15 protein-coding genes are annotated in these 13904 nt (G+C 63.3%); 6 read left to right on the forward strand and 9 right to left on the reverse strand.

The features are described 5' to 3' along the window. Positions 1-84: 84 nt before the first annotated feature. Both VM94_RS21645 and VM94_RS21650 read right to left on the reverse strand, forming a co-directional pair. Complete coding sequence (locus tag VM94_RS21645; protein ID WP_046685274.1) at positions 85-1221, reverse strand: D-mannonate oxidoreductase; 1137 nt, start codon at positions 1219-1221, stop codon at positions 85-87. Position 1222: 1 nt separating this feature from the next. Next, on the reverse strand, positions 1223-2233 hold the full coding sequence (locus VM94_RS21650) for a zinc-binding alcohol dehydrogenase family protein (protein WP_046685611.1): 1011 nt from the start codon (positions 2231-2233) through the stop codon (positions 1223-1225). 339 nt (positions 2234-2572) lie between these two features. Here VM94_RS21650 and VM94_RS21655 point away from each other — a divergent pair, with 339 nt between their 5' ends. Together VM94_RS21655 and VM94_RS21660 are read left to right on the forward strand one after the other, a co-directional pair. Next, the gene (locus tag VM94_RS21655) at positions 2573-3607 is read left to right on the forward strand and encodes a MerR family transcriptional regulator (RefSeq protein WP_046685275.1); all 1035 of its coding nucleotides are present in this window, start codon (positions 2573-2575) and stop codon (positions 3605-3607) included. 65 nt (positions 3608-3672) lie between these two features. Beyond that, a complete protein-coding gene (locus VM94_RS21660; RefSeq protein WP_052755875.1) occupies positions 3673-4752 on the forward strand; it encodes a hypothetical protein in 1080 nt (359 codons plus the stop codon). Here the strand turns inward: VM94_RS21660 and VM94_RS21665 are convergent. Beyond that, complete coding sequence (locus VM94_RS21665; RefSeq protein WP_046685276.1) at positions 4749-5951, reverse strand: D-amino acid dehydrogenase; 1203 nt, start codon at positions 5949-5951, stop codon at positions 4749-4751. The two genes, VM94_RS21660 and VM94_RS21665, sit on opposite strands and share 4 nt — an antisense overlap. Continuing rightward, a complete protein-coding gene (locus VM94_RS21670) occupies positions 5948-6400 on the reverse strand; it encodes a winged helix-turn-helix transcriptional regulator (protein ID WP_046685613.1) in 453 nt (150 codons plus the stop codon). Before VM94_RS21670 ends, VM94_RS21665 begins: the two co-directional genes overlap by 4 nt. Before the next feature lie 86 nt (positions 6401-6486). Here VM94_RS21670 and VM94_RS21675 point away from each other — a divergent pair, with 86 nt between their 5' ends. Then, positions 6487-7677, forward strand: coding sequence for an MFS transporter (locus VM94_RS21675; RefSeq protein ID WP_046685277.1), 1191 nt, complete (start codon positions 6487-6489; stop codon positions 7675-7677). Between the two features lie 10 nt (positions 7678-7687). Here the strand turns inward: VM94_RS21675 and VM94_RS21680 are convergent, their stop codons facing one another. The 4 genes from VM94_RS21680 to VM94_RS21695 all read right to left on the reverse strand — a co-directional run bounded on the left by VM94_RS21680 (position 7688) and on the right by VM94_RS21695 (position 11100). Then, positions 7688-8386, reverse strand: a complete 699-nt coding sequence (locus VM94_RS21680) for a Crp/Fnr family transcriptional regulator (protein WP_046685278.1) — start codon at positions 8384-8386, stop codon at positions 7688-7690. A gap of 155 nt (positions 8387-8541) precedes the next feature. Beyond that, positions 8542-9189, reverse strand: coding sequence for a response regulator (locus tag VM94_RS21685; protein WP_046685279.1), 648 nt, complete (start codon positions 9187-9189; stop codon positions 8542-8544). A gap of 32 nt (positions 9190-9221) precedes the next feature. Then, positions 9222-10454: a GAF domain-containing sensor histidine kinase gene (locus VM94_RS21690; protein ID WP_046685280.1), complete on the reverse strand. Its 1233-nt coding sequence runs from the start codon at positions 10452-10454 to the stop codon at positions 9222-9224. A 64-nt stretch (positions 10455-10518) separates the two neighbouring features. Beyond that, on the reverse strand, positions 10519-11100 hold the full coding sequence (locus tag VM94_RS21695; RefSeq protein WP_046685281.1) for a DJ-1/PfpI family protein: 582 nt from the start codon (positions 11098-11100) through the stop codon (positions 10519-10521). A 171-nt stretch (positions 11101-11271) separates the two neighbouring features. On the opposite strand from VM94_RS21695, the gene VM94_RS28605 reads away from it, so the two are divergent. From VM94_RS28605 to VM94_RS21710, 3 genes are all read left to right on the forward strand, one after another. Next, entirely contained in the window at positions 11272-11691 is a 420-nt protein-coding gene (locus VM94_RS28605) for a hypothetical protein (protein WP_046685282.1), read from the forward strand. Positions 11692-11716: 25 nt separating this feature from the next. Continuing rightward, complete coding sequence (locus VM94_RS28610) at positions 11717-12190, forward strand: host attachment protein (protein ID WP_046685283.1); 474 nt, start codon at positions 11717-11719, stop codon at positions 12188-12190. A gap of 83 nt (positions 12191-12273) precedes the next feature. Further along, positions 12274-12573 (forward strand): antibiotic biosynthesis monooxygenase family protein, encoded by a 300-nt coding sequence (locus VM94_RS21710; RefSeq protein ID WP_046685284.1) that lies wholly within the window; start codon positions 12274-12276, stop codon positions 12571-12573. Positions 12574-12687: 114 nt separating this feature from the next. Here VM94_RS21710 and pncB read toward each other — a convergent pair whose 3' ends face one another. Further along, positions 12688-13890 (reverse strand): nicotinate phosphoribosyltransferase, encoded by a 1203-nt coding sequence (gene pncB / locus VM94_RS21715; protein WP_046685285.1) that lies wholly within the window; start codon positions 13888-13890, stop codon positions 12688-12690. Positions 13891-13904: the final 14 nt, after the last annotated feature.

Genomic DNA, 13904 nt, shown 5'->3' on the forward strand with positions numbered 1-13904 from the left:
GGAAAGTGGATGAGTGGGCCATTTTAGTCGATATCGGATTGGATCGGCATGCTAAAAAAGAAACAACTGCGCTGAGCGGGGCGTTCATGGCTGCGCTCCCGGCGCCAGCATGGCGCACAGTCGCGGCTGCGCCAGGGCGGGACACAGCTGCCGCGCCAGCGCCGCCACGGGCGCCATGCGCCGCTCGATCTTGCCGGCGTGGTGCTGGGCGATGTCGGCCAGGCGGTGCGCGAGGAAGGGATTGCCGAAGCGTTCCCTGACCTGCGCCACATAGGCCAGCGCGGCGTCACCGTGCCGCGCGCCCATGGCGGCAAACACGGGCAGCACCTCCTCGTGCCACACGGCTTCCAGCGCGGCGCGCATGGCGCCATCGTCCATCGCCTCGCGCACCGTCATGCCGGCCGGGCTGCCCCGTTCCAGCCACAGCTGCGCCAGATAGGTGTGGCCCAGGTTGAGCAAAAATAGCTTGCGCTGCTCATACTCGCGCAGGCTGTCCGTCACCACCAGTTGCGGATGGCGGCACGGCAGCAGCATGCCTTCCTGCGCCTCGACGGCCCACAGCGCATAGGGTTCGGCCACCGCGCCTATTGGTTCGATCGGTTCGGAAACGATGCGGTCGACGAGGGAATTGATCCACAGGCAGCCCGTTTGCAGGTAGGCGATGAACGCGGCATCGCAGCGCCACTGCCGCGCCAGGGTCACGACCACCTGGCGCAATACATGACCGTTGTCGGCCACCAGTTCGCACGGAAAAATCGAGATGGGCGCGGCGCCGGCCAGAAAGCGGCCGTGCAGCAGCACCAGCAGCTTGGCGGGAAAGCTGGCGGGAACGGTCGCGCCATCGAGCATGCCGGCGTGGTCGGCGTCATCGAGCTGGTAGCCCGTGTCGCCCGTATTCGAGACCATCACGCGCGCGGCCAAGGCCGCATCGCGCACCTGTCGCCAGTCGCTGCCGGCCTGCCACGCCTGCGTGACGGCGTCGGCGCGGCGCTTTTCATCGACTTGCGCGCCGCCCTGCCAGCCGCGGATGCGCACCGGGTAGCCGCCGGCCTGGCGAAACGCCGCCACCCGCGCCGCGCCCTGCGCGCTGCCGGTCGTTTGCACGACGGTGATATGGCCCAGCGCCTCGCCAGCCTTGGCCGCTTCGCTGACGAACAGGTCGGCGTGCGCCTGCAGGAAGCGGCTGGTGCCGAACTGCAGTATGGGATTGAGATCGTTCATCTCAGACCTCGACGATGGCCTTGATGACGCCAGCTTCTGGCTGCATCCAGCGATCGAGCACGCCTGTAAATTCATCGAGCGTGGTGCGGTGGGTATTGAGCAGCGCGGTGGGGACTTTCCCCGCCTTCATGGCCGCCACCACTTCCTCAAAATCGTCGACGGTGGCGTTGCGGCTGCCCAGCAAGGTCGTTTCGCGCTTGTGGAATTCCGGGTCGGAAAAGGACAGGCGGTCGCGCACGATGGACACCAGCACATAGGAGCCGCCATGGGCGACGAAATCGAGGCCCCGCTCCATGGCGGCGATATTGCCGGTGGCGTCAAACACCACGTCGAAGAATTCGCCGCCGGTGGCGTCCGACAACTGTTCCTTGTCGCCGTCGCCCAGCTGCACCGTGCGGGCGATGCCGAGTGCGTCGCGGCAGAACTGCAAACGGTCGGCGCGGCCGTCGAGCACCGTCACGTCGGCGCCTTTCAACGATGCGAACAGCATCACGGCCATGCCGATCGGACCGGCACCCACCACCAGCACGCGCTTGACGGCATCGACCGCGCCGCGCTTGACGGCATGCGCGCCGATGGCGAGGAATTCGATCATGGCCGCATCGTCGAGCGAAATGCCTTCCGTCTTGAAGACAAAGCGCTCGGGCAGCGCCAGGTATTCCGTCATGCCGCCGTCGCGGTGCACGCCCAGCACTTCGATGCGGGTGCAGCAGTTGGTCTTGCCCTGGCGGCAGGCCACGCAAGTACCGCACGACAGGTAGGGCATCACGTAGACCTGGTCGCCCACGGCCAGGCGCGAGCCGGCTGGCGCGCTATCGATATGGCCGGACAATTCATGGCCCATCACGCGCGGATAGCTGAGAAAAGGCTGGGTGCCGCGGAAGATATGCATGTCGGTGCCGCAGATGCCGACGCGGCGTATGCGCAGCAGCACTTCGCCCTCGGCGGGCACGGGCACGGCGCGCTGCTCCATGCGCAAACTGCCGGGCGTATCGCAAACGATACTTTTCATCATGGTCGTCTCTCTCGCCGCCCGGGTCTTGCCGGTGGCATATTATATTTAACGTACAAAGCAACTGTGAAAAAAATCCGTCTGCGCGGATTGTCTTTCCAGTCCTGCCAACGGCGCCTCTTGCTGCGCCGCACAACGATTTTTTCGTCATTCCATGTGGCTCGAACGCGCCGATCATGCTGCAGTCGTCGTTCGGTTTTATAAATATACCGTACAAAAAAATGAAGGTCAACGGATTCTTTTTACGGTTTTTTTGAGGTCTCTGCTACATTCCTGCTTGACCCTGACGTTACGTCAGGCGCCATCGTGGCGGCACGCACTGAAGACAAGGAGTAGACGATGCTGTTGAAAATCGGGGAACTGGCCAGGCTCACGGGCCTGACTGTCCGCACCCTGCACCACTACGACAGCATCGGCCTGCTCTCGCCTTCGGCGCGCACGCAAGCTGGCTACCGCCTGTACCAGCACGGCGACATGGACCGGCTGCACCGGATCATGGCGCTGCGCAAGTTCGGACTGTCGCTGGCCGATATCGCCAACGCCCTCGCCGGCCCGGAGCTGCCGCTCTCCTCCATTGTGGCGCGGCAAATCGCCATGCTGGAACGCCAGATTGCGCAAGCTTCCACCCTGCGCGAACGCCTGCGTACCCTGCAAACGCAGCTGACGCAGGGGCAGGCGCCGGAACTGGCCGAGTGGCTCACCACTATGGAGTTGATGACCATGTACGACAAATACTTTAGTCACGAAGAACTGCAACAACTGCCGCTGCTGTCCGATGCGGCCGTGGAACAGGAATGGAAAGCACTGGTAATGAGAGTGCGCGCCGCCAAGGACGCGGGCGCGGACCCCGGCGATGCGCCAGCACAGGCGCTGGCCACGGAATGGATGGTCAAGCTGGTCCGCGACACGGGCGCCCACCCTGGCCTGTTCGCGCGCCTGAACGACATGCATGCGCAGGAACCATCGATGCAGGCGACGACCAGCATCGATGCGGACCTGATGCAGTTCATCCTCGCCGCCTTCAACGCCTCGCGCATGGCGCTGTACAAACCCTTCCTCGACGAGCAGGAATACGCGCACCTGGTGGCCAACTACGGCAAGCGTTCGGGCGAGTGGCCAGCCCTGATCGCCGCCGTGCGCGCCGCCATCGATGCGCGCACGCCGCCCACCGATCCGGCCGTGCTGCAACTGGCGCGGCAGTGGCTGGAACTGTTCCGCTCCTATGCGGGCACGGACCCGGCCACGCAGCTGAAATTCCGCCAGGCGCACCAGCAGGAACCGCGTCTGATGGAAGGCAGCTTCGTCGACGCAGCCATGCTGCAGTACCTGGGCGCGGCGATGGCGATCGTGGCGCAGGAGCGTCCCGGCGCATAGCAGCGTGTGGCATCTCGTGGGTGGGGCCATGTAGAATCGGCCTTCGCCCACGAGAGGATTAACCGATGCGCCGCTTTCTGTTTGCTTGCCTGACCCTGCCCGCCCTGAACCTCGCCATGGCTGGCGATACGCCCGCGCAAGGGGTATGGCAGGGCACCGTTGGCAAGGCCAATATCGTGGCGTGCTTCAACCAGCCCAGCCCCACGCAAGAGTCTGACCGCAGCGGCAGCTATTACTACACGCGCTACAAGACGCCGATCATGCTGTCCAAGCCGAACGGCAAGACCTTGTGGCAGGAACTCGACGCCAAAGGCAATACGACGGGCACGTGGTCGCTGAACGCACTGCAAGGCGGAAAACTCGTCGGCACCTGGACGGAGCCGAAAACTGGCAAGACCCTGCCCCTGGCCTTGACCCTGCTGGAAGCGGCGGGCGACCGCGAACACCCATCCTGCGCCAGCGACGCCTACAACCTGGCGCTGGAAGACTTTCCCGCCACCAAGGTGAGCAAACCCGTCACCTTCGAAGACAAGCAATACCGCAACCTGCAAGTGGGCGACACCATCACCGTGGAACTGATGGCGCCCGGCGACGGCGTCGCGAAAATCAATGCGCAGCTGCGCGCCGTGCTGGCGAAGAATAAAAAGGACTTGGAAGACTTCTATGCCACGCGCCGCGAATACCTGGGCCGCAACGGTTTCACGACGGAAGACGAAGTGTATGCGGATCCCACCTACTGGTCGCCGCGCTGGGTGACGGTCAAGTTCTACCGCTGGGCGGCCGGCTATGGCGCCAGCGGCATCTCCATCAAGTTCCGTACCTGGGATGTGAAAACGGGCCAGGAAACGGACGTGTGGAACTGGTTTGGCGCCAGCGCCAGCGATGGCGACGACAAGGCCGCATTGCCGGACCGCCTGCGCCAGGCCCTCTTCAAGGGCGTGAAAATCGACGCCGAATGCAAGGGCACGGATTACGATGGCCGCGGCCGCTTCCACCTGTCATTGAAACCGGAAGGCGTATCGTTCTGGGAAGATCCGAACGGCAGCGGCTGCGAAAACGACTTTTTAATGCCCTACAGCAAGGTCGGCCCCTTCCTCACCGTCAAGGGCCGAGCCGCGCTCAGCGATTTGCTGCCGAAGAACTAGCCAGCACCAATCATCGCGGCCACCATCTCCGCCGTGGCGGCCGCCAGGGTCCAGCCCAGGTGGCCGTGGCCCGTGTTGTAGTACACGCCCGGCGCCTTGCCCGGCCCCACTTTCGGCAGCATGTCGGGCAGCATGGGACGCAAGCCGGCCCAGGGCACGACCTTGCGCGTATTCACGCCAGGAAAGCACTGCTCCACCCATCCCAATAGCGGGCGGATGCGGTCGGCGCGGATGTCGTAATTGACGCCGTTGAATTCCGCCGTGCCCGCCACCCTGAGCCGGTCTTCGCCCAGGCGGCTGCTGACCAGCTTGGTCGCGTCGTCAAGCAGGCTGACCTTCGGCGCCGCCGCGCGGCTGGCGGCGTCATCCAATTGCACGGTAATCGAATAGCCTTTCACGGGATACACGTTGACATGGTCGCCCAGGCTGGCCGCCAGGGCGCGGCTGGCCGTGCCCGCGCAAATGACGACGGCGTCGAACAGGCTGCTGTCCTCCCTCATGGCGACGCGCACCTTGCCGTGTTCGCGCGCCAGCGCCGTGACTTCCTCGCCATAGCGGCACGCCACGCCCAGGCGGACGCAGGCGTCGGCCAGGCCGCTGGTGAATTTGTGGATATCGCCCGTGGAATCGCTGTCCGTGTAGTAGCCGCCGTAAAAGTCGCCAGCCAGGGCCGGTTCGATGGCGCGCATTTCCTGCGGCGTGACGGCGCGCCGCTGCAAGCCGCCCTGCGCCAGCAGGCGCGACACGCCGGCCGCCCGCTCGAAACCGGTCTTGTCACGGTAGACGTGCAGGATGCCGGCGCGGCGGTGATCGAAGTCGATGTTTTCCGCTTGCGCCCACGCAAACAAATGTTCACGCGCGGCAATCGCCATGCGGGCCGTCGCGATGGTGTTGCGCTCGTAGGCCGGCATGGCGGCGAGAAACTGCGCAAACCAGCTCAGCTTGTGCCAGCTGGGCCAGGGATGCAGCAGCAAGGGCGCATCGCGCCGCGCCATCCATTTCAGGGCGTTCAAAATCGTTGCCTTGTGGTTCCACACTTCCGCGTGCGAGGCCGACAATTGCCCGCCGTTCGCATACGACGTTTCCATGGCGGCGTAGCGGTGGCGTTCGATCAGGGTCACGTCCACGCCCCGTTTCGCCAATGCATACGCCGTCGTCACGCCCGTGATCCCTGCGCCCAGCACGGCCACGCGCTTCATTGCGGCAACACCTTGTGCACGACCGTGTCGCCCGCCTGCAATACGCGGCCGTCCGGCGCCAGCACGTCCATGCGGCGCACGGGGGCGTGCGTATCGCGTTGCAGCAAGGTCGAATGCGCCTCGCCCGCTTCAAACAATTGATCCTCGCTCCACTGGCGCAAGCCGACGACGACGGGAAACAGCGCCAGCCCCTTTTGCGTCAGCACGTATTCCTGGTAAGCCGTGCCGTCCGAGGCGGGCGCAACCGTAAAGATGCCCTCTTCCACCAGGGTGTGCAGGCGGTCGGCCAGGATGTTCTTTGCCACGCCCAGGCTTTTCTGGAATTCGCCAAAGCGGCGCATGCCGTCGAAGGCGTCGCGCACGATCAGGAGCGACCAGCGCTCGCCGATCACGTCGAGCGCGCGCGCCACGGGACAGGAATCGGTTTTCAGGCTCTTGCGCTTGGCCACGGGCATTCTCCAGGGTTGAGTGGTTGCATTTTAAAACTTCTCGGCGTAGACTCCAACTGGTTTTAATTTGAAACCACTTAAATACCATGCGCGATACGAACTCCCCCATCACGACAGCACTTCCCCCCACCCTCGTCTGGCTGTTTGCCACGGCGGCCGGCCTCAGCGTGGCCAATGTGTATTACGCCCAGCCCTTGCTCGCCACCCTGGCGCACGAGTTCGGCATGACGGAGGCGGCCAGCGGCATGGTCATCACGGCCACGCAGATCGGCTGCGCGCTGGCCCTGCTGCTGCTCGTGCCCCTGGGTGACATGCTGAACCGGCGCCGTTTGACCCTGTTCCAGCTGGGCATGCTTGCCATCACCCTGGTGGCGCTGGGCTGCGCCCGTTCCACGGCAGCCTTGCTGGGCGGCATGCTGCTGGTGGGCTTGCTGGGCACGGCCATGACGCAGGGTTTGATCGCCTACGCGGCCAGCGCGGCGGCCAGCCATGAGCGGGGAAGAGTCGTCGGCATGGCGCAGGGCGGCGTGGTGATCGGCTTGCTGCTGGCGCGCACCCTGTCCGGCGTGGTGGCCGATGTGGCCGACTGGCGAGCTGTGTATTTTGTTTCGGCGGCCATCGCTTGCGCCCTGTTGCTGCTGCTGTGGCGCATGCTGCCGCCGCCGGCGCTGTCCAGCAAAAAGCTCGCGTATGGCGCCCTGCTCGCCTCGATGCTGGACATGCTGCTGCACAACAAGGTCTTGCGCGTGCGCGGCATGCTGGCCCTGCTGATGTTTGCCGTCTTCAATATTTTCTGGAGCGCCCTGGTGCTGCCTTTGACGGCACAAGGCTATAGCCATGCGGCCATCGGCGCGTTTGGCCTGGTGGGCGTGATCGGCGCGCTGGGCGCGGCGCGCGCGGGCGCCATGGCGGACCAGGGCCGCGCGCAATGGACGACGGGCGCGGCCCTGCTGCTGCTGCTGGCCGCGTGGCTGCCGCTCAGTTTTGCGGGCGCGGCCCTGTGGCCGTTAATCGTTGGCATCATCGCGCTGGATCTGGCGGGCCAGGCCATCCACGTGACGAACCAGAGCCTGATTTTCAAGCAGGATAGCGACGCGCACAGCCGCCTGGTGGCGTGCTACATGCTGTTTTATGCGGTGGGAAGCGGACTCGGTGCGATTGCCGCCACCAGCGTGTATGCGCTGGCGGGCTGGCATGGGGTATGCGCGCTGGGCGCGGCGGTCAGCTTGCTCGCCCTGCTGTTCTGGCGGCTGACCTTGCCTGCTGAAAAAACCTAGTGATAAACGCTTAGTTCAACATGGCCGCAGTGGCAGAACCATGGCGGTAGGTTTTCAAGGCATCGGGCTGGATCTGGATCAGCGAACCGCTGACTTTAATCAGGTGCAAGTCCGTCAGCTGGTGCAGCACGCGCGACAGGGTGGCGGGCGCCAGGTTCAGGAACGATGCCAGCAGACTTTTCTTCAGGTCCAGCTTGACCTCGTTCGAACGCTGCTGGTCCGAGGCCTGCAGCAAATACTCGACCACGCGCTGGGTCGCGTTCTGCACGGAGCAGCGCTCCACGTTGCGGATGAAACCCATCAGGTGATGCGACAGGCTGTTCATCATCTGGCGCGCGATGCGGGGCGACTGGTCCAGCAGGCGCAGCAGCGCGTGCGGCGGGATGCGCAGCAGCAAACAGTGCTCGAGCGCTTCGGCGCAGAATGGATACGGTTCATCGAGGAAAATCATGGCTTCGCCGAAACTCTGGCCCGGACGAATCAGTTCCAGTACCTTGTCGGTCCCTTCCATGGAAAACACGCTCAGCTTGACGAGGCCGAAGACCACCACATAGGCGCCTTCCGCCACTTCGCCCTTGCGGAACAGCACTTTGCCTTTTTCCACTTCGACGCGCACGACATCCTGGCGCAATTGCTCTAATTGCGAAGGGGAAATATGGCGGAACAGAGCCTGGCTCGATAGCAAGCCATCGACGTTGACCTTATGCATGACACTCTCTTATTAGATTAGCGAATGACTAAGAGTGTAATGGGCCGGCACGGTCAAGGCCATACGTCAAAGGAACTAGGGTTGTCTAGGCCGGAACGCCATGCAGATCAAACAATCGCGGATTCCTTGCGCACTAATTTCGCTTTGTTTGATCTTTATTTGCTCAACTCGCGCTCGACGGCGTAGACGGCAATCTGCACGCGGCTGCTGAGCTTAAGCTTTTTGAGGATGTTTTGCACGTGGATTTTCACCGTGCTTTCGGCCACGTCCAGCTGGCGCGCGATTTCCTTGTTGCTCAGCCCTTGCGCCAGGCAAGCCATGGCTTCGCGTTCGCGCGGCGTCAGTTTGTCATAGTCTTGCTGGGGCGCGTTCTGCCCCGCGCGGAATTGCGACACGAGCTTGGCCGTCATGGCGTCGGCAATCACGGATTCGCCGGCGGCGGCGCGGCAAATGGCCTGGCCCAGCTGCTCGGCCTCGATATTTTTCAGCAAATAGCCGCGTGCGCCCGCGCGCAGGGCAGCGCCCAGGTCGGCCGCGTTTTCCGACACGGTCAGCATCAGCACCACCATCTGCGGCAGATCCTGCAAGATCAGCTGCAGCGCCTCGACACCGGACACGCCGGGCATGTTCAAGTCCATCAGCACCACGTCGGGCTGCAGTTCGGCCGCAAGGCGTACGCCGTCCAGCCCGTTCGATGCCTCGCCCACCACCTGGAATTGAGGATTGCGCTGCAGCAGCAGCTTGACGCCGCTGCGCAGCAAGGTGTGGTCGTCGACCAGCAGGATTTTGATTGGTGCGTTCACGTGTTTGTTGCCTGATAGAGATGATTCATTTGTTACGCGGCCTGGCGCCGGGCTGCCGGCAAGGCCAGCGAGATCGTCGTGCCGCCACCGGGCGTGCTGTCGATGGCAAATTGCGCACCGAGCCGCTCGGCCCGTTCCTGCATGATACGCAAGCCGATCTGCAATTCCGTTTTCTTGTCGCGCAGGTTGGCGGCGAAACCTTCGCCATCGTCGCGCACTTGCAGCGCAAAATCGCGCCCGTTGTCCACGCGCAGCGCCACATTGCTCGCCTGCGCGTGCTTGCGGATATTCGACAGCGCTTCCTGCACGATGAACAGGATCTGCAACTGCTGCTCGGGCGCCAGCGGCGCACCGTTGCCGCTCATCTCCAGCGTGCCCACCACGCCCGTCTGCAGCTCGAACTTGGCCAGCACTTCCGACAGCTTGCTTTCCAGGTCGCTGCCATGCCAGCGCGTGCGGAAATTGACGAGCAATTCGCGCACGTCCTGGTAGCTTTGCTCGACGCCCATGCGCATCAGCGGCAACACTTCGGCCGCTTCGTCGAGCTGGCCACGGCGCACGGAATCGTCGAGCATCTGCACTTGCAGGCTGATGAAGTTCAGGCTTTGCGCGATGCTGTCATGCAAGCCTTCGGCCAGCAGGCTGCGTTCGCGCGCCACGGCAAATTCCTTTTCGCGCGCGATCAGGCGCTGGTTTTCAATGGCGATGCCCAGGCTCTGGCCCAGGGTTTCCAGCCAGCCCTGCTGCTGCGCATGCACGGCTTGCGGACGCGCAAAGTGCAGCGAAAAACTGCCGACCACCTGCTCGCGCGCAAGGATGGGAAAGACGGCGATGGCGATGAACCCTTCTTCCTGGCAACGGTAGCGCTGCAGCGCATCGACCTGGCGGAAATCGCGAATCTGGATCACGCCTTGCGCCACGGCCGCACCGCACAGACAATCGTTGTTGCGGATGCAGTGCTCCTCTTCCACCATCGCATCGGAAATGCCTTCATGCACGATGATATGCACGGTATCCTGCTGCGGGTCGAGGATGCGCACGGTGCCGCCCTCGGCCTGCGCGAACTGCATCACGTGGCGCAAAAAACCGCGGCATAGCGCATCGATGGCGTGCTGTCCCGCCAGCAAGGTGGAAATCTCGTGCAGGGTGGCCAGCTGGCGTTCCTGCGCGGCGCTCAGGCCCGATGCGGCTTGCGCCAGGCGGCGCTGGCGCCAGCGTGACGCTGGAAGTTGTTTGCGGGAAGGTTGACTGCGCGGCGCATGCATGAAGAACTCGAATCTGAAAAGTGATGCGCCCGGCAAGCGCTGCGGCCCGCCGGGCTGGTGAAGGTTACAAATGAATCTCGGTACCGAGCAGCTTGACGAACTGCGCCAGCCAGGCCGGATGCGCGGGCCAGGCGGGCGCCGTGACGAACTGGCCATCCGTGACGGCGTCCGTGACGGCGATGTCGGCATACGTGCCGCCTGCCAGTTTCACTTCCGGCGCGCAGGCTGGATAGGCGGAAATGCGCTTGCCGCGGATGACGTCGGCGGCAGCCAGCAATTGCGCGCCGTGACAGACGGCGGCGACGGGCTTGCCCGCCTCGGCGAAATGGCGCACGGCGGCGATGACTTTTTCGTTCAGGCGCAGGTATTCGGGGGCGCGGCCGCCGGCGATCATCACGGCGTCATAGTCGGCCGGGTCGAGCTCGTCGAAGCTGGCGTTCAGGGTGAACAGATGGCCCGGCTTTTCCGTGTAGGTCTGGTCGCCCTCGAAATCGTGGATAGCCGTCTTGATCGTCTCGCCGCTTTTCTTGCCGGGACAAACGGCATGCACCGTATGACCGAGCATCAGCAGGGCCTGGAACGGCACCATCGTTTCATAATCTTCTGCAAAATCGCCGGTCAAAAACAGAATTTTTTTCGCTGCCATTTGGTTCTCCTATGAAAGATTGATTCCCCAAGACGTATCTTAGCGCGACTTGGCAGCCATACTGGATATTTATCAAACTTTTACCTCTTGATCGAGGATTTTACAGGCTGAGGCAGAATTATTTGCAGCCTCGCCGGTCCAATCAGGCATACCTCCTTGAAAGGCCGGGCCATGGACAGCAACAGCGGCAGCACCCTGATACGTATCTTCGACCATTTGCCCGATGCCGAGCACGCCCGCAACCGGCTGCTGGCCGAGGGCTTTCCCCCTCACGCCGTGCAGCTGGACGCGGGCGACGACGAGGCGGGCCCCGTGCAGGGCAATTTCACGGTCGGCAATCGCGACACCCTCAGCGGCTGGCTGGAACGGGCCGTCCATGCTTTGTTTGGCGGCGACAACGATCTGTACCGGCGCCACTACGGCAAGACGGCGTTTCGCGGCATGGTCCGCCTGGTGGTGGCCACGCGCCACGCCGATGAACAGGAGCGCGCACACGCCATCGTGCAAGCTTGCGGCGGCAGCGATATCGAACAGCGCACGGCCCGCTGCGGACAGGACGGGCACGATGGCGTGGCGGCCCTGTCCCACTAGCCAGGCGCACAGCAAGGAGAACGAGATGGACGTCACGTGGGTGGTAGTGGCCGACAGTAGCCGGGCGCGGCTGTTTGCGCTGGGGCAGCAAAACCAGCTGGGCGAACTGCAAGATTTTGTCAATCCGGCGGGCCGCGAAACGGAGAACGCCTTGAACAGCGACGCCAGCGGACGCTTCGGCAGCGGCATGCGCGCCGGTACCCAGGCGGGCACGCAGGCGCATACGACCGAGCCCAGGGTGGCGCCGGTCGAGCATGCGAACGAACAGTTTGCCCGGCAGATCGCGCAAGTGCTGCAGCAGGGCTTGCAACAGCGGCGCTACAGCAAGCTGTGCCTCGTCGCCGCGCCCAAGTTCCTGGGGCAGTTGCGTCTAAGCCTCGACGCCCAAGTGGAAAAGCGGCTCAACCATGCCCTGGCCAGGGATGTCGCCAGCATGAACGTGCCCCAGCTGGAAGCCTATTTGCAGCAAGCACTGGACAGGGACGGCGGCGACAACTGAACGGCAGGTGGCCCGGCGCCACCCGCAAGCGGGCACAATCTGTGGCAAGATCTGCGTTCTTTCTTTCAAAACCGGAACTTGCCATGATTTTTGAAATTGCCCACATCCAGATCAAATCGGCCACGCACACTGCCTTCGAAGCGGCCGTGGCGAAAGCCGTCCCCCTGTTCCAGCGCGCACGCGGCTGCGAATCGATGCGCCTGGAGCGCTCGATCGAAAACGGCGATGCCTACCGCCTGGTCGTGGGCTGGACAACCCTGGAAGACCATACCGTGCATTTCCGCGGCAGCGACGACTTCCAGGCATGGCGCGGCCTCGTCGGTGAATTTTTCGCCGCACCGCCGCAGGTGGAGCACATGGATACAGTGGTGACGGGGTTTTAAAGCGGGGTTGCACACACACTAGAGTACACGGGCTGCCCGCCGGGCTTGTCAGCTTTGTCGGATTACGCGCGGCTTTGCCCCACCTCGGCGGCCCCGCTAATCCGACCTACCTCACTAGACAGGCGCCTGGACGGCGGGATGGTGGAACACCTGTCGCAGGTACGCGAGGAAGGTTTCATCCTTGCACAGGGTCTTGCCCGGCGAATCGGACAGTTTCGCCACGGACTGGCCATTGCAGCGCACCAGTTTCATGACGATGTTGAGCGGCGTCAAGCCGACGTCGTTGGTGAGATTGGTGCCGATGCCAAAGCCTGTCATGATGCGGTCGGCAAAGTGCTGGTACAAGGCAAACGCCTTGTCCAGGTCCAGGCCGTCGGAAAACACGAGGCGCTTGGTATTGGCGTCGATGCGCAGGGCCGCGTAGTGGGCCAGCGCCTTCTCTCCCCACTCGACAGGATCGCCCGAATCGTGGCGCAAGCCGTCGAACAGCTTGGCGAAATACAGGTCGAAGTCGGCCAAAAACGCATCCATGCCCACCACGTCCGTCAGGGCGATACCCAGGTCGCCCCGGTATTCCTGCACCCAGTCTTCCAGTGCCGCCTTTTGAAAATCGCGCAGGCGCACGCCGAAGGACTGGAACGACTGCATGTATTCATGCGCCATGGTGCCGATCGGCACGATGCCCAGCTTTTTCGCCAGGTAGACATTCGACGTGCCCTTGAAATACTCGGGCACTTCGCGCGCCAGGCGCTGCACCACCTCGTCGTGCCAGGCGCCGGAAAAACGCCGGCGCACGCCGAAGTCGGAAAATTCAAATGGATGCTTGCGCCGCGGCAGCTTGCCGAATTCCTTGACGGCTTCCACTTTCAAGCCCAGGCGGTGGCGCCCTTCGCGCATGGCCGCATCGAGGTCGAAGCGGCGGAAATACAGTTCATTGATGATGTACAGCACGAAAATCTCGAAGCCCATCACATGCACCTGCGGCCCGGCCGCATGCACGAGCAAGGTGTCGCCATCCGTGCTCACGTCGATGAACTTGCGCTGGAAGCGGAACACCGTCAGGAAATCGACAAAGTCGCTCTTCATGAAGCGCAGGGTACGCAGATAAGCCAGCTCGTCGTCCGCAAACGACATCGAACACAGGTGGTCGAGCTGTTCCTCCAGCTCGCCCTTCAGTTCGGCCAGGGGAAAAGCGGTGGCGTTGCGGCAGACAAATTCGTATTCGGTATGGGTATTCGGATGACCGTGCAGCAAGGCTTGCCACATTGTAAATTTATACAGATCGGTTTCCAGCAAACTGCGCACTATCGGGGTCATGTGTGTTTTCTCCA

This window comes from Janthinobacterium sp. KBS0711 (genome assembly GCF_000988085.1).
GTDB classification, from domain to species: Bacteria; Pseudomonadota; Gammaproteobacteria; order Burkholderiales; family Burkholderiaceae_D; genus Janthinobacterium; species Janthinobacterium lividum_E.

What these genes read in the sequence shown, in the direction of transcription:
- VM94_RS21645 (WP_046685274.1), bottom strand. Translation starts at nt 1,221, where the DNA reads ATGAACGATCTCAATCCCATACTGCAGTTCGGCACCAGCCGCTTCCTG.
- VM94_RS21650 (WP_046685611.1), bottom strand. Translation starts at nt 2,233, where the DNA reads ATGAAAAGTATCGTTTGCGATACGCCCGGCAGTTTGCGCATGGAGCAG.
- VM94_RS21655 (WP_046685275.1), top strand. Translation starts at nt 2,573, where the DNA reads ATGCTGTTGAAAATCGGGGAACTGGCCAGGCTCACGGGCCTGACTGTC.
- VM94_RS21660 (WP_052755875.1), top strand. Translation starts at nt 3,673, where the DNA reads ATGCGCCGCTTTCTGTTTGCTTGCCTGACCCTGCCCGCCCTGAACCTC.
- VM94_RS21665 (WP_046685276.1), bottom strand. Translation starts at nt 5,951, where the DNA reads ATGAAGCGCGTGGCCGTGCTGGGCGCAGGGATCACGGGCGTGACGACG.
- VM94_RS21675 (WP_046685277.1), top strand. Translation starts at nt 6,487, where the DNA reads ATGCGCGATACGAACTCCCCCATCACGACAGCACTTCCCCCCACCCTC.
- VM94_RS21680 (WP_046685278.1), bottom strand. Translation starts at nt 8,386, where the DNA reads ATGCATAAGGTCAACGTCGATGGCTTGCTATCGAGCCAGGCTCTGTTC.
- VM94_RS21690 (WP_046685280.1), bottom strand. Translation starts at nt 10,454, where the DNA reads ATGCATGCGCCGCGCAGTCAACCTTCCCGCAAACAACTTCCAGCGTCA.
- VM94_RS21695 (WP_046685281.1), bottom strand. Translation starts at nt 11,100, where the DNA reads ATGGCAGCGAAAAAAATTCTGTTTTTGACCGGCGATTTTGCAGAAGAT.
- VM94_RS28605 (WP_046685282.1), top strand. Translation starts at nt 11,272, where the DNA reads ATGGACAGCAACAGCGGCAGCACCCTGATACGTATCTTCGACCATTTG.
- VM94_RS28610 (WP_046685283.1), top strand. Translation starts at nt 11,717, where the DNA reads ATGGACGTCACGTGGGTGGTAGTGGCCGACAGTAGCCGGGCGCGGCTG.
- VM94_RS21710 (WP_046685284.1), top strand. Translation starts at nt 12,274, where the DNA reads ATGATTTTTGAAATTGCCCACATCCAGATCAAATCGGCCACGCACACT.
- pncB (WP_046685285.1), bottom strand. Translation starts at nt 13,890, where the DNA reads ATGACCCCGATAGTGCGCAGTTTGCTGGAAACCGATCTGTATAAATTT.